Below are 21,925 nucleotides of genomic sequence, written 5' to 3' on the forward strand. Positions count from 1 at the left end.
TCCTGAACTGAACTCAAGTGTCGATAGTTTGGATAAAGAGATTGACCGGGAAGTCCCCCAGCGCGGCGCTGATTTCCAGCTCCATGTTTTTTGTGACTGCGGTGGTTGAAAAAAGTCCCTTCAGGTTTTCGTTCGGGGTGGTGAACGGTAATTTGACCCGTGTATCGCCCCATCGCAGCGCGTCCACCTGAGGTGCGGCACTGTTTTCCAGCAACCCGGCACAGCGTATCGGCACGATCACGATGGCGCGTTGGCCTTCCAGCGAACGCATGAACGCCAACACGCGATGAGCCTCGCTGCCGACCACTTCAAGGGCCGCATAGGTCCCTTGGCGAAACAGCTCGGCGTACTCGGCCCGACGGTTCAACGTATGGGCGACCAGCCGTTGTTTGATGCGCCCGTCACGCCAATTCGCCAACAGCCCGGACAGGTCGATTGGCGCCTGCAAAGCCTGTTGTCGAGCGGCGTAATCCACCGGCCGGCGGTTGTCCGGATCGACCAGGGTAAAGTCCCAGAAGTCGTTACCCTGATACAGATCCGGCACCCCCGGCACGGTCATCCGCAGCAAGGTTTGCGCCAAACCATTCAACGCGCCGGGCGCAGCAATCGCCTGGGCCGCTTCACCCAAGGCCGAACGCAACGGCTGACCTTCGGGGCTCAGCAGCAGACGATTGAGAAAGGCTTCGGTGGCCTGTTCGTAAGCGTCGTTCGGCGCGCTCCAGCTGCTTTGCAACTTGGCTTCGCGCAGGGCTTTCTGCTGCCACTGCCACAGGCGTTTGGCGTAATCCTCTAGCGCCGGCTGATCATCGCTGCGCAGTTCCAGCGGCCAACTGCCGAGGATCGCTTGATAGAGGATCAACTCATCACCGGCCGAGGGCGAGCTGTCGTCGGTGCGCAGTTCCCGCGCCAGGTTTCGCCAATGCTCGACCTGTTCGGCGTACCAGCCGCTGCGTTCGCTCAACACCGCGAGACGCGCCCGGGTGTCTTCGCCACGCTTGTGGTCGTGGGTCGCGGTGGCCAGCAGGTTGTTGGGGAACGCTTCCAGGCGTTGCAGGCAAGCGTCGTGGAAATCGCTGACCGGCGCGCTGAACTGTTCGGTGCTGAAGCCCACGTCATTGCGCGACAGCAACACCGCCGAACGATAGAACGCGGTGTCTTCGACGGCCTTGGCCGCCGCCGGTGACGTCAACTGCTGGAAGCGCACGCAAGCGTGTTTGAGGATCTTGCGCTGGCGGCCCACCGGGCGTTTACGCCAGGGTTCGCCACCGAGCCAGCCGGCGATGCAATCGAGCACCGGCCAGTCGGCCTCGCCCAAGGTCTGCCGTGCACCGTCCATGGCTTGCTGGAAAAACACATCGTCTTCGGCCGAGCGACCGCGCGGGCTGATGTAGGTGCGGTATACCGGGAAGTGCACGATCAATTCCTGCAATGCCCGGCGGATCGCGCCGAGGGTCAGGTCGCGGGTCATCACGTCATCCCGGGCCACTTGCAGCAGGGCCTGGGCGACGCTTTCGAAATCCCCGGCCAGCGAACCGTTGAGGATCTGCTGGCGCGCCAGTTGGGCTTCCTGGATGAACTCGGCGGGCCGTTCGCTATGGCGACTCCACAGTTCACCGAGGGTTTCGGCGCCAGCGGGATCGTGTTGCAGCAACGACAACTGGTTCATGAATTCATAACCGGTGGTGCCATCCACCGACCAGTCACGGTGCAGGGTTTCACCTTCGCCGAGGATCTTCTCGACGTAGATCGGCAGGTGCCGCTGCGGTGACAGGCTATCGACCCGACGCCGCAGTTTGCGGCAATAACCGCGAGGGTCGGCGAGGCCGTCGATATGGTCGATGCGCAAGCCGTCCACCAGGCCTTCGGCAATCAGTTCGAAGATCTTCGCGTGGGTTTCCTCGAACACCGCCGGGCGTTCAACCCGCAGGCCGCCGAGTTCATTCACATCGAAGAAGCGCCGCCAGTTGATGTCGTCCGCCGCCGTGCGCCAACTGGCCAGCCGATAACTCTGGCGCTCCAGCAGGTTGTGCAGGTTTTGGAAGCCTTCTGTTGTCAGCGAGTCATAACTGCTGATGTGCTGTTGGATGGCGTGCAGCAGGGTCGGGTCGCGGGCCAGCTCGCGCAGTTCCTCTTGCAGGGGAATCGCCAGGCTATGCGCATCGGTCTGGTAGCTCAGGGCCGCAAAACGGTCGGCGAGAAACTTCAGTTGCTCGGTTTGTTCGGCATTCAGTTGATCGTCAGGCTTGAGCAAATCACCGTAGCCGGTCGGGCAGATCGGAAAGTGATGATCGTAGTGCTCGACATAAAACGCGCCGTGTTCGGCATCGAAGCGCAGGGGCAGGGTGCCGTCCTGCAGCGCCACGCCGTAGTCACTGCCCAGAAACGGCAGCAGCAACTGGCCTTCCATCAACGGATCGGGAGAATGCCACTGGATGTCGAAAAACTCGCCGTAAGGACTCAGGCGTCCCCATTCCAGCAAGTCCAGCCACCAAGGGTTATCGCCACCGCCGACCGCCATGTGGTTGGAGACGATGTCGAGGATCAGCCCCATCTTCTGCTGGCGCAACGCATCGACCAGACGGCGCAGTGCCGCTTCGCCACCGAGTTCCGGGTTGACCGTGGTCGGGTCGACTACGTCGTAGCCGTGCATGGAACCGGCGCGGGCGCTGAGCAGTGGCGAGGCGTAGACATGGCTGATACCCAGGCTGGCGAAGTACGGCACCAGCGGTACCGCATCGTCGAGGGTAAAACCTTTATGAAATTGCAGCCGCAGGGTCGCCCGCAGCGGTTGGATCAAGGCCTGGTTCATTGGTCACGCTCGGCCGCCTGGAGTCGCGCGCAGGCGAGCAGTTCAAGGCGTCGGGCCGCGTCCAAGTCATCCAGCAACGCTTCACTGTCACCGGGCAAACGCCGTGACCAGTTAGGGTGCGTGTCGATGGTGCCGGGCAGGTTGGCTTGCTGTTCGATGCCCAGGGCATCTTCCATCGGCAGCAACACCAGCGGCGCGCGGGTATGGCCGAGGAAGCGGATCGCGGCGTCGAGCACCTGATCGGTTTCATGGGACTCTTCGCGGAAGTTCTGCGGGTCCTCGCTCAACACCCGACGCAGGCCTTCGCGCTCGCGTTCACGGTGATGACGCCACTCGATCTCGCCATTTGCATCGACCAACCCGAGCCGGGCATTCCAGTCGATATCGTGGCCATGCCACCAGCCGTTGAGCGTAGGCAAGTCATGGGTGCTGGTGGTCGCCAGCGCGTTGTCCGGCCATTCGAGCGTCGACTTGAAGTGGCTGTTGTCTTGTTCAAACAGCAACACACGCATACCAAGGATCGAACGAGCGATGAGTTTTTCGCGCAGGCCGTCGGCGACGGTGCCGAGGTCTTCACCGAGCACAATCGCTTGATGTCGATGGGATTCGAGGGCCAGCAAACGCAGCATGTCGTCCACCGGGTAATACAGGTAGGCGCCATCGGCTGGCGGTGCATCGTTGGGGATCACCCACAAGCGTTGCAGGCCCATCACATGGTCGATGCGCAGGCCGCCGGCGTGGGCGAAGTTGGCCCGCAGCATTTCGATGAATGCACGAAAGCCATTGCGCACCAGACCTTCCGGCGAAAACGCCGAGATGCCCCAGCCCTGACCGGAACGGTTAAGGATGTCGGGTGGCGCGCCGACGGTCAGGGACGCGAGCAATTCGTCCTGGCGACTCCAGGCCTGGCTGCCACCGCCATCGGCGCCGACTGCGAGATCGGCTACCAAACCGATGCTCATGCCTGCACCGAGCGCAGCGCTTTGCGCGCGGGCCAGGCAACGGTCGATCAGCCATTGGCAGAAGGCGAAGAAGCCGATGCGTCCGGCGTTCTCTTCGGCGAAGTCGGCGAGGGCGGCGCTGCGCGGGTCTTGCCATTGTTCCGGCCAGTGACGCCAGTCCAGGTCTTCACCGCGAGCGGCGCGGGCTTCCTGGATGGCTTCGAAGCGACAATGGTTTTCCAGCGCTTCACCGCCGGCATGGCGGAAGCTGCTGAAGTCTTCATGCAAGGGATGTTCGCCCTGGACGAAACCTTCGTAGAGCGCCTGCAACAGCCGATGCTTGGCTTCGGCGGCCACCGGCCAATTGATCAGCGGCAGGGCTTCCAGTTCTTGCAGTTGTTCGGCCAGCCCGGTGGCATCAATCGCATCGCGTAAGGCGCGCTCGCCAAGGATCGCCCCCGGCGCGGCGTAGAGGCTGTTGAGGAATAAGCGGCTGGACGGCGAATACGGGCTGTAGCGATGGGTGTCGCTGCTGAACATCGCGTGCATCGGGCTGATCGCCAGCGCCTCGGCACCGCGTTCACCGGCCACGCGGGCCAGGTCTTCGAGGGCTTGGGTATCGCCGAAGCCGCCGTCACCGGGGCGTCGCAACGAATACAGCTGCACGCTCAAACCCCAGGTGCGCGGGATCGGACTGTCGACCGCATCGCCGACGCTGTAGCAGCGCTCGGGGGCCACGGCCAACGTGAAGGAATGGCCGTCGATGCTGACGTGTTGATAGCCGACCGGGATCAGGCCCGGCAGGATCGCATTGGCATCGAGTTTCAGGTTCAGGCGCGAGCCGTCTTCGAGGTGCACTTCGCACGGGGTTTCCGGCTCGAAATAACGGGCGAGGTCGAGGCCCTTGCCCAGGTCCGCGGTGATCAGCGGCGGCAGGTGGCGGGTTTGTTGCACTTGCTGCAATTGCAGCAGGCTGGCGTCGATTTCCTGAGTCGTGCCGGCCGGATGGCCAAGGCCGATCAGGACTGCGCGCAGTACGGCCGGGGCGACTTTCTGTGGGCGTCCGTTGGCGTCGATCCAGTCGACTGCCAGGCCAGCACGGCTGGCCAGTATTTCCAGTTGCGCATCGCTCATAGGCGCTCTCCATCAGGTAGCAAAGGGTTTGCAGCCGTGAGGCTGACGAGCACGCAAAAAGGGGCGAGGCTGCTCTGGTTCAACAGGCCGGACGCGGGAGGGTGTTCGAACAACAGCGAAGCATCGGCCTGTGGAGGGTGGACCACAGGCGCGTCGCTGAGGTTCAGGTCAATGCGCAGCAGGTTGCCGTTGCCGAGCCGCCAGCGAGCGCTCACTGCACCGTCGGCCAGCACTTCGGCCCCCAGCGCGCGGGTGCCGGTCAGGTGCGGAATGATGTGCTCGTGACGCAGTTTCAGCAGTTGCCGATACAGCTCGTGAATGGCTTGCTGCGCCGGTTCGCCGGCAGGTTTTGGCTGCGACGCTTCGAAGGTTTTTGGCGCGTTCGGGTCGGGGATCTTTTCGCGTTTGTGCGGATCCTTGAACGCGCTGAAGGCCTTGAATTCATTACGCCGACCTTCGCGCACCAGTTCCGCCAATTCGCCGTGGTGGCTGGTGAAGAACAGGAACGGTTGCTCGGCGGCGAACTCGTCCCCCATGAACATCAGCGGGATCATCGGCGACAACAGCAGCAGCGCAGTCGCCGCTTTCAACGCATCGGTCGGGGCCAGTTGATGCAGGCGTTCGCCAAAGGCGCGATTGCCGATCTGGTCGTGGTTCTGCAGAAACAGCACGAAAGCACTCGGTGGCAAATGGCCGCTGGGCTCGCCCCGCGCCTCACCGTGACGATTGATGTGGCCCTGGAACACGAAGCCTTCGCTCAGGCAGCGTGCCAGTTGTTCGGTGGGGTTCTCGGCGTAGTCGGCGTAGTAGGCGTCGGTTTCACCGGTCAGCAGCACGTGCAGGGCGTTATGGCCGTCGTCGTTCCACTGCGCATCGAAACCTTGTTCCAGCAGGCTGGCCTGGTTGTGTTCGTTTTCCACATTCAGCCAGACGTGGCGGCCGGGTGCAGTCTGCTCGCGAACGCGCTGCGCCAGTTCCTGGAGGAAGTCCGGGTCTTCGATGGCATGTACCGCGTCCAGACGCAAACCGTCGAAGCGGTATTCCATTAACCACATCAAGGCGTTTTCAATAAAAAACTCCCGCACTTCGCGGCGGCGGAAGTCGATGGCCGCGCCCCACGGCGTATGTTTGTCTTCGCGGAAGAAGCCTTTGGCGTAGTGATGCAGGTAATTGCCGTCGGGGCCGAAGTGGTTGTAGACCACGTCGAGAATCACCGCCAGGCCATGGCCGTGGGCGGTGTCGATCAGGTGTTTGAGTTGTTCGGGAGAACCGTAGGAGGCTTGGGGCGCGTAGGGCAGGACCCCGTCGTAGCCCCAATTGCGCTCGCCGGGAAATTGCGCCAGCGGCATCAGTTCGATGGCGGTGATACCCAGTTCAACCAGGCGCGCCAGGTGCTGCTCGACTTCACTGAAACCGCCGAGGGCACCGACGTGCAATTCGTAGATCACCGCTTCATTCCACGGCCGCCCTTGCCAGGCGTTGTTTTGCCAGTGGTAGGCGAGGGGATCGATCACCACGCTGTGGCGGTCGAGGTCCCCGGCCTGGGCGCGAGAGGCCGGGTCCGGCACTTGCAGTTCGGCGTCGATGTTGTAGCGGTATCGCGTGCCGGCCGGGCAGCGGGTCTTGATCACAAACCAGCCGTCGGCCTGGGGCAGTAGCGGTATTGATTGTCCATCATCCAGTTCGAGACTGACGTTTAACGCATCTGGCGCCCACAAGGCAAAACGCGTGTGTTCAGCGTCCAGCATGATTGCGCCGTGGGGCCAGGTCTCAAGGGTCCGTAACGGCATTGTTGAAAGCCTCTGAGTTATTTGTGGCCCGATTTGCCCAAGGCTTTGCCCACCAGTTTTTCGTAGAGTTCGGCGTAGGGTTCGACCGCCTTGCACCAGTTGAACGGTGCGGCCATCGCGCGGCAGCGCATTGCGTTAAGCAGATCGGGGAAAGCGAAGACCTTGAACGCTCGGCTCAAGGCTTCGCGGTAGCTTTCGGCGGTGGATTCGTCGAACAGGAAACCGGTCACACCGTTTTCAATGGTGTCGGCCAGGCCGCCGGTATTGCGTGCCACCGGCAACGAGCCGAAGCGCTGGGCGTACATCTGGCTCAGGCCGCAAGGTTCGTAACGCGAAGGCATCAGCAGGAAGTCACTGCCGGCGAACATGCGACGGGCGTCGGTTTCGTTGAAGCCGATACGCACGCCAACCTGGCCTGGGAAACGCAGGGCCAGTTCACGCATGGCTTGTTCTTCTTCCGGCTCGCCACGGCCGATGATTGCAATCTGGCCGCCGTGTTCGACGATGTAGTCAGCCACAGCTTCGGTGAGGTCCAGGCCTTTCTGATAGACCAGTCGCGAGACCACGGCAAACAGCGGGCCTTCGGAGTCTTCGAGGCCGAACAGCTCGCGGACATGGGCGGCGTTGACCGCTTTACCGTCCCAGTCACCAATGGTGAACGGGCAGAACAGGTGCGGGTCGGTGGCCGCGTCCCAGCTCTCGTCGATGCCGTTGGGAATCCCGCTGAGCAGGCCTTGCTGGGTCTTGGCGGCGAGGAAGCCGTCGAGGCCGCAGCCGAAGTCCGGCGTGGTGATTTCCTGGGCGTAGGTGGCGCTGACCGTGGTGATGTGGCTCGAATAAGCCATACCGGCCTTGAGGAACGACATCTTGCCGTAGAACTCCATGCCTTCCTGTTGCAGTGCGTGCATTGGAATGCCCAGCTCTGGGCAAGAGCCAAGACTGGTCACGCCCTGATAGGCGAGGTTATGGATGGTGAACAGGGTCGGCGTGCGCTGCCCGCGCCAGTGCATGTAGGCAGGGGCCAGGCCCGCTGGCCAGTCATGGGCGTGCACCAGGTCCGGGCACCAGTGGATTTGTGCGAGGTTGGCGGCGATATCGGCAGCGGCCAGGCCCAGGCGGGCGAAACGAATATGGTTGTCCGGCCAGTCGCGACCGTTGTTGGCGCCGTAGGGCGAACCTTCGCGCTCGTAGAGTTCGGGGCAGATCAACACGTAAATGACCAGGCCGTCCGGCATGTCCATGCGCCCGATCTTGCAGGGCGGCAATGCGGCATGACCGCCGAGTTCGCCAATGATGTGGATCGGGTTTTCGCTGTGCAGCACTTGCGGATAACCTGGGATCAGCACACGAACATCGTGCAGATGAGCCATGGCGCGCGGCAGCGCTGCAGAAACGTCACCCAGACCGCCGGTCTTCACCAGGTCGGCGATTTCCGATGTGACAAACAGGACTTTCTTCCGGTTGGGGTTCTGACTGGCGACCGGTGCCAGCGTCTTGGTGCCGGGGACGCTGACTGTCTTGCTGCTCGGGGCATTCACGGCGCTCGATTCGCCGACCTGCTGATGAGCACGTTCTCCCTGAATATCTAAAGCCGCACTGATCATATGAATCTCCCGTGTTGTTGATCTAATTCTAGGCCTGGCACAAACGGTGTTCGTGGCCAAATCCTGTGGCCGGGCGCAAACGCGCTACGCATCAAGGAGCAATGGCTGCCCGATACGCTAAAGCACAAAGGGTGAAGGGGCTGTTGCAAGGATTGCACCAGTCGGAACGCACCTGTCTTAGAGAGGACTCTGCACAACAGGTAAAAGTTTCGAGTTTTTTCCCGCTTTGTGACCGACCGGTTTCAGCCTGCGAAAATCAGTCTAGGCCAGAACTTAGAGCGGCACGGACCAAATGGCAAAATTGTTCGACAATCGGTTTAAAGAGGTACGGACGTGCAAATACGGAGGGCAAACGCACCGACGAAGGGCATGTTTTTTTGAAAAGACGGGCCAAAATGTCACGTGGGAGTCACATGGGTGTGCGAGGGGGAGATGGGTTTTGCACTGTTGTGGTGCGTAGAGTTTTAAGAGTTGTAGTGATAGTGGTGGCCTCATCGCGAGCAAGCTCGCTCCCACAGGGGATCTGCTGTGAACACAAATTTTGTGTGCACCCGAATCCACTGTGGGAGCGAGCTTGCTCGCGATGAACGATGACTCGGTTTCAGGTCAGCAACCGAACCGGCTCTCCCGCCGCCCAAGCCTGTATGTCTTCGATCATCTGGGAAAAGAACTGCTGGTAATTCTGCCGGCTGACATACCCGACATGCGGCGTGGCCAGCACATTGTCCAGCGTGCGGAACGGATGCAGTTCGGGCAACGGCTCCTCGTCGAACACATCCAGCGCCGCGCCCGCCAGATGATTCTTCTGCAAGGCCTTGATCAGCGCCGCTTCATCGACAATCGGCCCGCGCGCCGTGTTGACCAGCAGGGCAGTGGGTTTCATCCAGTCCAGCGCCTGGGCATCGACGATCCCGCGACTGCGCTCGCTGAGCACCAGATGCACCGACAGCACGTCGGCCTGTTCGAACAGTTCTTGCTTGCTGACATAACTCACGCCCACTTCGGCGGCGCGTTCGGCAGTGAGGTTTTCGCTCCAGGCGATCACCCGCATGCCGAACACCTGACCAAACTGCGCGACACGCTGGCCGATGCTGCCCAGGCCGAGGATCGCCAGGGTCTTGCCATGCAAGTCACCGCCCAGGCTTTGCTGCCACTGGCCGGCGCGCAACGCGTTAGCTTCGGCCACCAGGTTGCGGGTGGCGGCCATAATCAGTGCCCAGGTCAGTTCCGGGGCGGCGTGTTTGTAGCTGTCGGTGCCGCTGACCTGAATGCCCAGCGCCGCGGCGGCTTTAAAGTTCAGGGCTGCGTTGCGCATGCCGCCGGTGACCAGCAGTTTGAGTTTCGGCAAACGGCGCAGCAGGTCTGCGTCGAACCGTGTGCGTTCGCGCATCACGCAAATCACTTCGAACTCGGCCAAACGGTCGGCCAGCGTGTCGTTGTCCGCCGGGTAGTCATGCAGAAAACTCACCTGGCCAATACCTTCCAGCACCGACCAGTCCACCACGCCGCTGGCCACGTCCTGCCAGTCATCGATCACCGCAATCTGCACTGCCATCAGCCTTACCTCATCCGCGAACAGGGTTGTATTGAGTCAGCCAGCCAAGCAAGGCCTGGTGGAATTTTGCCGGTTCTTCCATCTGGGGCGCATGGCCCAGGCCTGGAAATTCGATCAGCGTCGATTGAGGTATGAGCTGGGCAACCTGCTTGCCGAGCACTTCATAGTGACCAATCTTCGCCTTCACCGCTGGTGGCGCGATGTCCTTGCCGATGGCGGTGGTGTCGGAGGTGCCGATCAGCAACAGCGTCGGCACCTTCAAGTCCTTGAACTCGTAGTACACCGGTTGGGTGAAGATCATGTCGTAGATCAGCGCCGAGTTCCATGCCACCTGAGTCTTGCCGGGACCTTTGCTGAGCCCCGCCAGCATGTCGACCCAACGGTCGAACTCAGGCTTCCAGTGCCCGGCGTAATAGGTGCTGCGTTCGTATTCGCGGATGCCGTCGGCGCTGACTTTCAGCTCGCGTTGATACCATTGATCAACGGTGCGATAGGGCACGCCGAGGGCTTTCCAGTCTTCCAGGCCGATGGGATTGACCAGCGCCAGTTGCTCGACTTGTTCCGGGTACTGCAACGCATAACGGGTGGCGAGCATGCCGCCGGTGGAGTGCCCGAGCAACGTGGCTTTCTGGATGCCCAAGGCTTTGAGCAACTGCTGGGTGTTGGTCGCCAGTTGCTGGAAGCTGTATTGATAGTTGTCCGGTTTGCTGGAGGTGCAGAAGCCGATCTGGTCAGGCGCGATCACCCGGTAACCGGCCTCGCTCAGGGCCTTGATCGAACTGTCCCAGGTGGCGCCGCAGAAATTCTTGCCATGCATCAGCACCACGCTGCGCCCGTTGGCCTTGCCATGGGCGGCGACGTCCATGTAACCCATTTGCAGGGATTTGCCCTGGGACTGGAAGGCGAAGTGCTTGACCGTGTAGGGGTACTCGAAGCCCTGAAGCTCCGGGCCGTACTCCGGACCTTCGGCGTGAGCCAGCATTGGCAGGGCGGCGGTCAACAGCAGGCCGGGCAGCCAGCGGGAAGGGGACATAGGTGGACTCCATGGGAAATTCGTCGATGCTGGATCGGCGCGATTAGGGCGAGATTAAGCAAATGACCTTGTGGGAGCGAGCCTGCTCGCGAAGGGGCCGTTTGCCTCAACATAAATGTTGGCTGATATGCCGCTTTCGCGAGCAGGCTCGCTCCCACAGGTTCAGTTCATCCAGCCGAGGGTTGCCAGGGCCAACACCGCATAACGCGCGCCTTTGGCCAGGCTGACGATCAACAGAAATCGCCACAGCGGTTCGCGCATCACGCCAGCGACCAGGGTCAGCGGATCACCGATCACCGGCAGCCAACTGAGCAGCAATGACCAGTGACCATAGCGCTGATAATGTTTTCGCGCTGTTTCCAGATGCCGTGGCTTGACTGGAAACCAGCGCCGTTCACGAAAGCGTTCGATACCGCGACCCAGCCACCAGTTCACCAGCGAGCCAAGCACATTGCCCAGCGTCGCAACCGCCAGCAACGACCACAGCCAATCACGATGGCTGAGCAACAACCCGACCAGCACCGCCTCGGACTGCAACGGCAATAACGTCGCGGCCCCGAACGCCGCCAGAAACAGCCCGATAAGTGCGCCGGACATCAATGGGCGGGGTAGTCCGCTACCACCGTGTCAGTCCCGTTCTTTTTCAGGCCGATGATTTGATAGGCGTCGCTCATGCCGTCCATTTCCATGCCCGGCGAACCCATCGGCATGCCCGGTGCGGCGACTCCCAGCAGATCGTCACGCTTGCTCAGGGCCAGCACTTGCTCGGCCGGCACATGGCCTTCGACGAACTTGCCGTTGATCAGCGCCGTGTGGCACGACGCCAGGCGTGGCGGCACGCCGTGCTGTTGCTTGAATTGGCTCATGTCGGCTTCGACGTGATCTTCGACCTTGAAGCCGTTGGCTTCCAGGTGGCTGATCCATTTTTTGCAGCAGCCACAGTTGGCGTCGCGGTGGACTTCGATGGGGATCGGGGCGGCGGCGTGGGCCAGGGAGGAGAGAAACAGGGCGCTCAGGGCGACCAGACGCAGGTGGGTTCGCATGGGAGGATCTCGACTCGGGTGGCGGTCAAAAAAAGACGCATTTTGACCACTTTAACCGACCGCGCGGGGCGAGAGTGTTTCGAAGTAATACAGTGCCGGCTCATGTAGCAGCTGCCGAGGTACGAGGCTGCGTTCGGCTGCGGAGCAGTCGTCAAACCTGAGTACACGGTTTTCCTGAAAGTCCGCGTCGCCTGATTTCACGACTGGCTCATGTAGCAGCTGCCGAGGCACGAGGCTGCGTTCGGCTGCGGAGCAGTCGTCAAGCCTGAATACACGGTCTTGCTGAAAGACCGCGTCGCCTGATTTCACGACTGCTTCGCAGCCGAACGCAGCCTCGTGCCTCGACAGCTGCTACGAGCCGAACGCAGCCTCGTGCCTCGACAGCTGCTACGAGCCGAGCGCTGACATATGGCCTAGCGAACCTTGAACCGGCCCATGATTGCGCTCACCCGGCTATTTGCTTCCAGCAATTGCTGGGTATTGAGTTCGCTGGCGTGACCGCTTTTCACCAGTTCATCCACCATGTGGCGGATTTGCACCATGCTGCGGTTGATCTCTTCGGTCACTGCGCTTTGCTGTTCGGCGGCGGTGGCGATCTGCGTGCTGAGGCTGTTGATGTGGCTGACGGAGCCGGCCATTTCATCCAGACCGGAGTTCACCCGCGCCGTCGCATCGGCGGCGGACTGGCAGCTGGCCTGGGTGTTTTCCATCGCAGCCACCGAGGAACTCACGCCCTGGGTCAGGCGCTTGAGCATTTCGTTGATTTCCGAGGTGCTGGCCTGGGTCCGGGCAGCGAGGGCGCGGACTTCATCGGCCACCACCGCAAAGCCACGACCCTGTTCACCGGCGCGTGCCGCTTCGATCGCAGCGTTAAGTGCCAACAGGTTGGTTTGCCCGGCAATCGCACCGATCACGCCGAGAATCTCGGTAATCCGCTGCGCATCCTGCTGCATGTTTTCGACTTTATGCGTGGCGCTGGCCACTTCTTCAATTAACGCCACCACACTGCTGGAGGCTTCACCGACCACTACCCGCGAGCGATCCGCGTGTTCGCTGGCGCGCTGGGTAAACGAAGCGGTTTCGGCGGCGTTCTGCGCCACGCTGTCGGCGGTGGAGCTCATTTCGGTGATGGCGGTAACGGTCTGATCGGTTTCCGAAGCGTGACGCACCAGGATCTGGCTGGTGTGCTCCGACGTCCGTTGCAGGTTGTCCAGGCTCGACGCCATGGCGCCGGTGGCCTGGGTCACTTCGCCGATCATGTTCTGCAAGTAGATGATGAAGGCGTTGACCGAATGGCCGATGGCCCCCAGTTCGTCTTCGGCGCGGATGGTGATGCGCTTGGTCAGGTCGGCGTCGCCGGCAGAGAGTGCGTCAATGTTGGCCTTGAGGATTTTCATGCGGTGGATCAACTGGCGGATCGCGTAGATCTGCAACAGCACCAGCAGGATCACCATCGGAATCTGCAACAGGCTCAAGGTGTTCAGCACATCGTCACGCTGAGCGGTGATCAACTTGGTCGGCAGGGCAGTGGCGAGGTACCACGGCGTGCCTTCGATCGGGCGCATGAAGAAGGTGCTGGCTTCGCCGTTGTTGTCGAATTCGACGCGCTGGGCCTTGTCGCGGTTTTGCAGGCCAGCCTTGACCTGACTGGCGAACGGCGAGTTGCCGGCCAGTTCGCTGATGTTCTTCAGCACGATCGGCCCGCTGATGCGCGAGCTGTTGCTGATGATTTTGCCGTCGGACTCGACGATCAGCATTTCGGCGCCGAGGTCTTTTTCCTTGCGCGCGATCAGGTCGTTGAAGAAGCCCAGGGTCACGTCAATGGTCGACACGCCGTAAGCCGCGCCATTTTTCTGGATGGCCATGGCGCAGTTGGTGCGCGGTTCGGCACTCGCGTCATCTTTATAGGCCGCAGCCCAGGCGCACTGGCCGCGCGGGGTGGCCATGCCGCCCTTGTACCAGGTCTGGTCGTAATAGTTAGGTGCGGCGTCACTGTTCCAGAAGGTGTTCACCGCCAGTTTGCCGGAGCTGTCGCGGTGCCAGAAGGTGCTGAACTTGTTGCGGCCCGCTTCACGCTGGCCGGGCAATGGCCAGATCCCGCCTCCGAACACTTTCAGCTCACCGTACTGGTCCACCAGGCCGGGCAACACCGTATCGATGGCGGCGCTGTCGAGCAGGGGAATGGTTTGGGTGATGCTGCGTTGCTGGGCCTGGACCTTGTTCAGTTCGCCCTGGATTTGCTCGGCGACTTCAGCAATGCGGTTGAGGGCCACCTGTTCTTCGGTCTGGCGCAGTTTCGGCGCGACCAACTGGCTGATGCCCACCACCGTGAGCACCGAAAGCAGCAGGATGAACAGGACCAGAAACAGCGTGTAGCGAGCCTGAATGGTACGGAATGCGGGCATGGGACCGGTCCTTGTGCTGCGTTTTTATTGTTTGGGTTCTGGAAGTGGGGCTATCCAGGGCTTATCGGCCTGGCGGGGGCGAGCTTTAGTACGGGCGTACAAGAAATCAGTCAGGGGGACAGACGGTCAAGATCAGGCGAGTGTCGAGACCGCTACAAACGGAATGTTTCTGTAAAAAATGACAATCGATAGGGCGGCTAGACCAAGATCAAAAATTTCATCTAGGCCAATGAAACCGGGCACTTGGCGATTTGTATCAAAAATGTACGAAATTTGTAAAAAGACGAAATATTAATAGGTGTACTGTCGTTTCACGCCGATACTTCCCCGCAATCATCTCGCTCAAAACAAGGATTTTCTATGTTCCAGTCGAAAGGAGTACGGTCATGACAATTGGTCTGGTCGGCAACTGGACTGCCAAATCGGGCCTGCTGGTGCGCCAGGGTTCGGAGAATGCGAAGCCGGTGACCCAGAGCGCCAAGGTGCGGGAAATCCTGACCATGGTCGGCACCAACCCGACGATCCTCGATCGGGCGAAAATGGATAGCTTGCAACTGTTCAAACAGGTCAAGGGCTTCGATCCATCGAACATCTCGGCCAAGCAATTGGGCAACATGAGCACCTTCCTCAAGCAGAACGGCATCATCGGCGATGTGACCGCGCTGACCTTGCTCAACGCTGGCGACAAATTCGACAAGTTTGGTATCCCGAACGACCCGGATGCCAAATTCAATGCGCTGGACTACTTTGCCACGCAGCTGGATTCGATCCAGAGCAACAACCTCAAGGGCAACAAGTACGCCAACTACCTAGTGCCTGAGTTCAAGAAAGCGATCTACGTGCTGCAGAACCTGAAAACCTACGGTGAAGGTAACGGCACTACGGTCAAGAAAAAGGACAAATGACTGTCTGCCCCGCTCAGTATGCTGAGCGGGGCAGAAGTCGCTGGATCAGCGGTCGAGCATTTGCATCACCGCTTCCGGGTAACGCAGGCCGGCCGTGGCGTGGGCCGGGAAGATAGCTTCCAGCGCCTGCAACTCGCCGGCGCTCAGTTTCACCTCCAGCGCCGCGACATTTTCCTCCAGGTATTTACGCTGCTTGGTCCCGGGAATCGGGATCAGGAACTCGCCTTGCGCCAGCACCCAGGCCAACGCCAGTTGCCCGGCCGTCACGCCTTTGTCGGCGGCCAGCGTTTGCACTTGCTGCACCAGCAACAGGTTTTTCGCAAAATTCTCCCCTTGAAAACGCGGACTGAAGCGACGGTAATCGTCGGCGGCAAAGTCGTCCGGACTTTTCAGTGCGCCGGTCAAAAAGCCACGGCCTAACGGGCTATAAGGCACAAACGCGATACCCAGGCGCTGACACGCGGCCAGGCAACCGTTGTCTTCCTGGTCACGGCTCCACAATGAATATTCACTTTGCAGTGCGCTGATCGGATGGACCTTGTTCGCCCGTTCCAGCGTGGCCGCTGAGGCTTCGCTCAATCCCAGGTAGCGCACCTTGCCGGCCTTCACCAGTTCGGCCATGGCGCCGACGGTTTCCTCGATGGCGACTTGCGGATCGATCCGGTGTTGGTAGTACAAGTCCAGGGTGTCCACGCCGAGGCGCTTGAGAGTGCCGTCGATGGACTGGCGAATGTATTCCGGGCTCCCGTCGACACCGCGTGCGGTCGGGTTGGCCGGATCGCGAACGATGCCGAACTTGCTGGCCAGGAACACCTGGTCGTGCTTGCCGGCAATGGCTTTGCCGATCAGTTCTTCATTGGTGTGTGGGCCGTACATGTCGGCTGTATCGAGCAGGTTGATGCCCAACTCCAGCGCACGGTGCAGGGTCGCGGTGGCTTCGCGGGTATCGGTGCCGGTGGTGTAGAAATCGGTCATGCCCATGCAGCCCAATCCGATAGCGCTCACCTGTGGTCCGTTTTTGCCCAGTTGACGTGTTTGCATCAGTTCAGCTCCTTGAAGATGTGAGTCGCCATTGTTCCCCTCGACAGAAACAAGATAAACCGGCTAAAACTGCTATCACTATTCATGATTTCTAAATAATCGGCAGGTACGGCAGAACCATGGACCGTCTCAACGCCATGCGCGTATTTACCCGGATCGTCGAGCTGGGCGGCTTCGCCAAGGCAGCGGACAGCCTGCAAATGCCCCGCGCCTCGGTGACCATTCTGATCAAGCAACTCGAGGCTCATCTTGGGGTGCAACTGTTGCAGCGCACCACCCGGCACATCAGCCTGACCCTGGATGGCGCGGCCTATTATCCTCGTTGTGTGCAATTACTTGCGGACCTCGAGGAAACCGAAGCGGTATTTTCTGCCGCCCGACACAATCCCAAGGGCTTGCTGCGGATCGACATGCCGGCGGGAATCGGGCGGCTGATCGTGATTCCGGCATTGCCGCAATTTACCGCCCGGTATCCGCAGATCGAATTGGAGATCAGCTTGAACGACCGCACGATTGACCTGATTCGCGAAGGCGTGGATTGCGTGTTGCGCGGTGGCTCGCCGCTGGATGACTCTCTGGTGGCGCGCCCACTGGTCATGCTCGATCAGGTGACCTGCGCCAGCCCTGAATACTTGCAGCGTCATGGCGTGCCCGAGTGCCCATCGGACCTGCACGGCCATCAGATGGTGGAGTATTTCTCCGCGACCACCGGCACGCGCTTCGGGCTTGAGTTTGTGGTGGACGGGCAGGTGCAAGCAGTCAATATGCCCAGACAGGTCTCGGTCAACAGCGCCGACGGCTACATGGCCGCGTGTGAGGCCGGTTATGGTCTGGTCCAGGCGCCGTACTATCACGTTGCCCGACAATTGAGCGAAGGGCGTCTGTGCGAGGTTCTTAAAGACGCGCCGCCGCCGGGCATGCCGCTGACTGCGCTGTATCCGCCGCACCGCCAGTTATCCCGGCGGGTGCGGGTATTCGTTGATTGGCTGGTTGAACTCTGTGCGCAACCGGGCCAGCAGTTTTATCGAAGTGACTCAAGCGGCTGACTGATCGGCCTCGGCTCCTTGCAAGTGGTCATGCAGTCGTTGCATGTGCGGGCAGTGCATTTGCAAATCCCGCGCCCGGGCGCCGCGATGGAACAAGGCGAACCATCGCCCTTGATCGGGTGCGGGCATCACCCCAGTGAACACAAAATCCTTGATGCTCAAACGCTGACAGTCCTCGGCAAAGCCCGGTGACAGGGCCAGCCTGAGGGAAATCAGCCAGGCCGCCGGCAGTTGAATCAGTTGATCGAGCAAGCGTTTGTCCAACCGCTCAATGACCACATCGATCCTCTGCTGATGCTGTTGCATGTGCAGGGGCTGAGCCGGGTAAACCGCCACGCTCTTGCCGCTGCCAAACACCGAACCCAGATGCTGCATGAACCCACGGCAGCTGTCCGGCCAGGCAATGTCCGGAAGTGGGCAAGCATGGCCGTCGAGTGGATGCACACCGACCACGATGCTTTCCGCCGATGCCCCGGCGAAAGGCGACGGCACGTAGTCGGGGAGCAATCCAGTGCAATGGAACCCCAGGGTTTGCGCCATGCGCTGGGTGTATGGGTGATGGGTGACTTGCTTGATCAGCACGCAGCGACCCGCGACAGTCCCGGCATGTTCCAGCACCTCACGGCCCAGGCGGGTGGCGATGCTCTGGCCACGGGCCGCCGGGTGCACCACGCTGAGGGCCAGTTCGGCGCTGGCGGTCGGAAGCCTGTCGCGGCACAACGCCGCGTGGCCGACCACCTGTGAACCTTGCAGCGCGAGCATGGATTGCCAGCGACCGTCGGCGTTGTGCTGGGTGATCAGCTTCGGCAGATAAACGTCCGGCTGCACGTAATGATCGCCATAGACCAGACGAAACAGCTGACTGAGAGCCTGGGCGTCGGCGGCCCTGAAGGGGCGGAAAATCATGGCCCGACCTGCGACGCGGACGTGTATACCCACAAGTCCAGGACCCGCAGTTGTTTGCCCGAGCGCGGATGCAACGGGAGTTCGGTGGCGGCACACGTTGTGACTTGGAAAACCAGCAAGCCGTCTTGGCTCAAAGTGCTGATGGCGGGATAGTGGGCGACCAGTGCATCGTGCAGCGCAGCACTCATGTGCTCGATGGCCAGGGCACCGGTGTCGGGCACCCAGTTCACGCTCAATTGGTCGATGTACTCCACCTGTTCAATGCGTATTTGCCACTGATCACTGCCGGTGACCTGCTGGACAATTCCGTGTATTTCGTCCGTCTGCAATGACATAACGCCGACCCGCACTCGCTGGCTATGGGCGCTGCGGCCTCTGAGGACGAACTTGCGCCTGGGGCTGGCGACGGGTTCGAGCCAGCAAGCGCGATCGCCCACTGGGTAGCGTAACAACGGCATCAGGCGACGACTCAGATTGGTCACCACCAACAGGCCCACACGGTCGCATTCTTCGATGATCTCGCCGCTGTGTTCGTCGATGATTTCGAGCAATGTGTGCTGGTCGAATACCCGATGTTCGCCCAGTGCACAGTCACGATCACTGCCGCCGATCAATCCGGCGTCAACGCTGGCATAGCCGATGGAAGTCACGCGGGCATTGGGAAAGACTCGGGCGAAGATCGTCAGTTGCCCGGCAAATACGCTTTCCCCGCCATACAGCAGCGTGTCGACGCCGAGCAACACCTGGTTGTGCTCGGTCAGGTAAGCCGCGAACTTCAGCAACTGCGCCGGGATGCCTGCCAGCACATTGATTCGATGGTCGCGAATCGCCGCCGCCAATCCGGAAAAATCAGCGTTGCCGGTGAAGGGGAATTCGCTGATCGGGACGCTGACGTGGGCGAGAGAGTCGTGGATAAACAGAAAGCTGGCGCACAGGTCGCCGGAGAAAAACAGATTGGCCACCCGGTCACCGCCGTTCAGTTGCGAGGAGAGGCTTTTGCCAAATGCCGTGACCAGGGTTTGCCATTCCGCGTGGGTGTAGACCGCCAGTTTGCCCTGGCTGGTGGTGCCCCCGGTTTTAAACAACAGCGCATCGTCGACCGGGGCCGTAAGAACGGGCCACTGCGCCAGGTCGTGGCTGCCGGCCCAATAGGTGTTGCCGTCGATCAAGGGGATATCGCCCGAGGTAAATCCCTGCAGCGGCAAGTGTTCAAGGTGCTTTTTATAAAAACGCGAGTGTTCGCGCAGGTATTGCACCAGTTGCTCCAGCGTAAGCAGCTCGTTCATTGGAATTCCTTTTCCGTTATTGGGCGTTGTCGGCGGTCGATCACCAATGGCATCTTGCCGCTGTGTTTGTTGCGCTCGAATTGAGTCGCGGCGCAGGTCCTCACTTCCAGCACCAGCAGTGTGGCGTCCACGACATTTTTAAGTGTTGCATCGCAAAGCAATTGCTGGTGAACGTGATCAGCGTCGGCCTCGGCGCGTACCACCAGGCGTTCGACCCCGTTGGCTGCGTAGTCGAGCACTATCTGAACAGGCACGCCTGCGTATTGAGCCAGTTGCGAAGGGGAGATGAACTGGGTGCCAATCCGCAGCCATTGCCCATGGCGCTCCAGCAATTGGAAGCGTGGCGAACTCAATCCACACGGACATGGCCCGATCACCCAGCGCCCGGTGTCGCCCACTTCGTAGCGGCGGACGCTCTGACCCTGGCGGGCCCGTGAGGTGAACAACAGGCGCCCGACCTGGTCATTGCGGACCGGCGCGTCCTGTTCCAGATCGACGATTTCCAGATGCTGGGTATCGCACATCAAATGAAAGATGCCATCGCCGGTCGCGGCGCAAGCGTGGCCCAAGGGGCCGGCGTCGACGGAGCCGTAAATCGCCGAGCGGATCGTCGAGACGCCGCAACTTGCCATCAATTGGCGGCTGGCCAATCCCGGATGCTCGCCACCGAGAAACACTTTGCGAATGCCTGCATACCCGCGCAGGGTCGTTTGCTCAGAGAGGAACAGACGATGCAGGGTGCTCGGCATGCCGATCAACACGCTGACCCGTTGCTGCACAATTATTTGCGCGATTTCGCTGAAGTCATCGTCATGGGGGGCGCCCATGGGGAAATGCGTGGCGCCCATCTGTTGCAGGATCCAGGAAAAACTCGAAAAGCCGCCGTAAAGGTTGCCGCCGTAGAACAGGTTCATCACCCGGTCCTGCGACGGATCCAGCCCGGCAGCGAACAGCCCGTCAGCCGCTGCGCGCATTTGCCGATGGAAGTCGCGGTAGCTGAAACCGGCCAGCGCCGGGGTGCCACCGCTGCCTCCAGAACGGAAGTACAACTGCGCCGTGCGGTCGATGGGCTGGGCCTGGAACGCGGTTTTGTCCATGATCGCAAGACCGCTAATGTCCGGGGCAGCGGGCAGTGCATCAAGGCTGGCATGGCTGCTCAGCACGCCAGCGGACAGGCTCACCGACAGCCGGCGACTCAAGCGTGTCAGCGCATAGACGCCATCGTGAGGCTCACCGGCGTAGCCATCATGGATCGACCCGGCAGGCGCAATGCGCGTGACGCCGGCATTGATCAGGCTGCGTACCAGCGCCGGGGTTTGCGCTGGTGGGCAGATCAAGGCACAGCTTTGCAGGACCGTGCGCCAGGGCAGCAGGGTTTCGGCAATCAGCGGCTGCGGCACCGGTTTGAGCACCAACGTGCGAAACAGCGGTGAAGGCGCGAGGGTTCGGTGATGTTCCCAGATCACTCGCCATCCGGCTCCGCTCCAGACCTCACCGGTTTGCCCGGCAAAACATTGCTCCAGTTTGGCCATCGCGCAGCGAGTGGTGATTTCCGAGGCTTCTTGATCCGTGGGCACCAGCGCCGGCCACTGCGCGCTGCGGCGCTTGAACGCCTCGGCCAGGCGCGCACCCAGATCCCGCAGAACGGCCGGGTCATCGCTGTCCACCAGCACCCATTGCGGACTGGAACACGCTTGTTGATCCAGGCGACAGACTTCATCGACCAAGGTATCGAGTGTCGACGGCTGTGCAGCCTCGGGACTCAGGTAAGCGAAGCTGATCCGATGCCCCCAGTCGATCCAGCGACAGCCGCCGGGCAGTTGCTGGCGGATGGCCTTGAGCGCGGTTTCGCCGCCCCACGCTGCGACGCCGTCGGCACGGGTGCAGAGACGTCCGATGTGTGCGGTGTCCAAGGGCAACACCGCGATAAAGTCCGCCAGCCTGCCGCTGCTGTCGCACTGGGCGAGGGCGTGCAGCAGGCGCGCTGTTTGCCCTTGGTCGCTGGAACTGGGGCGCAGCCAATTGATGTTGCCGGCCAACAGGCTTTCCAGGACCGCACAAAACGCCAACATCGGAGCATTGCCTGGCGTGATGTGCACCACCAGCCCCAACGGGTGCCAACTCTCGAAGCGCGGTTGCCGGTAATCGATGCGCCTCAGTGAGCGCGCCTGCACACCCAGTTCGCGCTCCAGTTTGTCGGTCAGGTGCCCAGGCTGGCAGAAATCGATCAGCCCCAAGCGTTGCTCCTCTTCCAGGCCCACGCCTAATTCGTCCGCTTGCAATTGCTCGGCAAAGCGAGCGGCGGCGGCCACGACGGTGTCGCTGTCGATGGGCGTCATCAGCAATCGCGGCAACGCCTGGTGCAGGGTGTCCAGAGCGCTATCGAGGGAAAGTCCGGCATGCAATTGGCCATTGATCAGGAACATT

General features: G+C 61.1%; 15 protein-coding genes. 2 read left to right on the plus strand and 13 right to left on the minus strand.

The window, feature by feature from the left end; genetic code table 11:
- Positions 1-13: 13 nt before the first annotated feature.
- The 9 genes from LOY68_RS15225 to LOY68_RS15265 all read right to left on the minus strand — a co-directional run bounded on the left by LOY68_RS15225 (position 14) and on the right by LOY68_RS15265 (position 14,314).
- The gene (locus LOY68_RS15225) at positions 14-2,809 is read right to left on the minus strand and encodes a malto-oligosyltrehalose synthase (protein ID WP_265045601.1); all 2,796 of its coding nucleotides are present in this window, start codon (positions 2,807-2,809) and stop codon (positions 14-16) included.
- A complete protein-coding gene (gene malQ, locus LOY68_RS15230; RefSeq protein ID WP_265045602.1) occupies positions 2,806-4,884 on the minus strand; it encodes a 4-alpha-glucanotransferase in 2,079 nt (692 codons plus the stop codon). The genes LOY68_RS15225 and malQ overlap by 4 nt, the downstream gene beginning before the upstream one ends.
- A complete protein-coding gene (gene treZ, locus LOY68_RS15235) occupies positions 4,881-6,674 on the minus strand; it encodes a malto-oligosyltrehalose trehalohydrolase (protein WP_265045603.1) in 1,794 nt (597 codons plus the stop codon). Before treZ ends, malQ begins: the two co-directional genes overlap by 4 nt.
- Before the next feature lie 17 nt (positions 6,675-6,691).
- Positions 6,692-8,278, minus strand: coding sequence for a glycogen synthase GlgA (gene glgA / locus LOY68_RS15240; RefSeq protein WP_265045604.1), 1,587 nt, complete (start codon positions 8,276-8,278; stop codon positions 6,692-6,694).
- A gap of 601 nt (positions 8,279-8,879) precedes the next feature.
- A complete protein-coding gene (locus LOY68_RS15245; protein WP_265045605.1) occupies positions 8,880-9,833 on the minus strand; it encodes a D-2-hydroxyacid dehydrogenase family protein in 954 nt (317 codons plus the stop codon).
- 10 nt (positions 9,834-9,843) lie between these two features.
- The gene (locus LOY68_RS15250; RefSeq protein ID WP_163909965.1) at positions 9,844-10,866 is read right to left on the minus strand and encodes an alpha/beta fold hydrolase; all 1,023 of its coding nucleotides are present in this window, start codon (positions 10,864-10,866) and stop codon (positions 9,844-9,846) included.
- A gap of 162 nt (positions 10,867-11,028) precedes the next feature.
- Positions 11,029-11,463, minus strand: a complete 435-nt coding sequence (locus tag LOY68_RS15255; RefSeq protein ID WP_163909966.1) for a YqaA family protein — start codon at positions 11,461-11,463, stop codon at positions 11,029-11,031.
- On the minus strand, positions 11,463-11,909 hold the full coding sequence (locus LOY68_RS15260; protein ID WP_265045606.1) for a DUF411 domain-containing protein: 447 nt from the start codon (positions 11,907-11,909) through the stop codon (positions 11,463-11,465). The genes LOY68_RS15255 and LOY68_RS15260 overlap by 1 nt, the downstream gene beginning before the upstream one ends.
- Positions 11,910-12,322: 413 nt before the next feature.
- Complete coding sequence (locus LOY68_RS15265) at positions 12,323-14,314, minus strand: methyl-accepting chemotaxis protein (RefSeq protein ID WP_163909968.1); 1,992 nt, start codon at positions 14,312-14,314, stop codon at positions 12,323-12,325.
- A 386-nt stretch (positions 14,315-14,700) separates the two neighbouring features.
- Between LOY68_RS15265 and LOY68_RS15270 the strand changes: the two genes are divergently transcribed.
- The gene (locus LOY68_RS15270) at positions 14,701-15,219 is read left to right on the plus strand and encodes a hypothetical protein (protein ID WP_163909969.1); all 519 of its coding nucleotides are present in this window, start codon (positions 14,701-14,703) and stop codon (positions 15,217-15,219) included.
- A 45-nt stretch (positions 15,220-15,264) separates the two neighbouring features.
- Here the strand turns inward: LOY68_RS15270 and LOY68_RS15275 are convergent, their stop codons facing one another.
- Positions 15,265-16,260 (minus strand): aldo/keto reductase, encoded by a 996-nt coding sequence (locus LOY68_RS15275; protein WP_265045607.1) that lies wholly within the window; start codon positions 16,258-16,260, stop codon positions 15,265-15,267.
- A 119-nt stretch (positions 16,261-16,379) separates the two neighbouring features.
- Between LOY68_RS15275 and LOY68_RS15280 the strand changes: the two genes are divergently transcribed.
- The gene (locus tag LOY68_RS15280; RefSeq protein WP_265045608.1) at positions 16,380-17,306 is read left to right on the plus strand and encodes a LysR family transcriptional regulator; all 927 of its coding nucleotides are present in this window, start codon (positions 16,380-16,382) and stop codon (positions 17,304-17,306) included.
- Here LOY68_RS15280 and LOY68_RS15285 read toward each other — a convergent pair.
- The 3 genes from LOY68_RS15285 to LOY68_RS15295 are packed head-to-tail and all read right to left on the minus strand — an operon-like array spanning position 17,295 to position 21,924.
- Positions 17,295-18,212, minus strand: a complete 918-nt coding sequence (locus LOY68_RS15285; protein ID WP_265045609.1) for a GNAT family N-acetyltransferase — start codon at positions 18,210-18,212, stop codon at positions 17,295-17,297. The genes LOY68_RS15280 and LOY68_RS15285 overlap by 12 nt on opposite strands.
- Positions 18,209-19,498, minus strand: a complete 1,290-nt coding sequence (locus LOY68_RS15290; protein ID WP_265045610.1) for a phenylacetate--CoA ligase family protein — start codon at positions 19,496-19,498, stop codon at positions 18,209-18,211. The genes LOY68_RS15285 and LOY68_RS15290 overlap by 4 nt, the downstream gene beginning before the upstream one ends.
- Complete coding sequence (locus LOY68_RS15295; protein WP_265045611.1) at positions 19,495-21,924, minus strand: acyl-CoA reductase; 2,430 nt, start codon at positions 21,922-21,924, stop codon at positions 19,495-19,497. The genes LOY68_RS15290 and LOY68_RS15295 overlap by 4 nt, the downstream gene beginning before the upstream one ends.
- Between the last annotated feature and the right edge of the window lies 1 nt (position 21,925).

This window comes from Pseudomonas sp. B21-053 (assembly GCF_026016365.1).
Lineage (GTDB): Bacteria > Pseudomonadota > Gammaproteobacteria > Pseudomonadales > Pseudomonadaceae > Aquipseudomonas > Aquipseudomonas nunensis.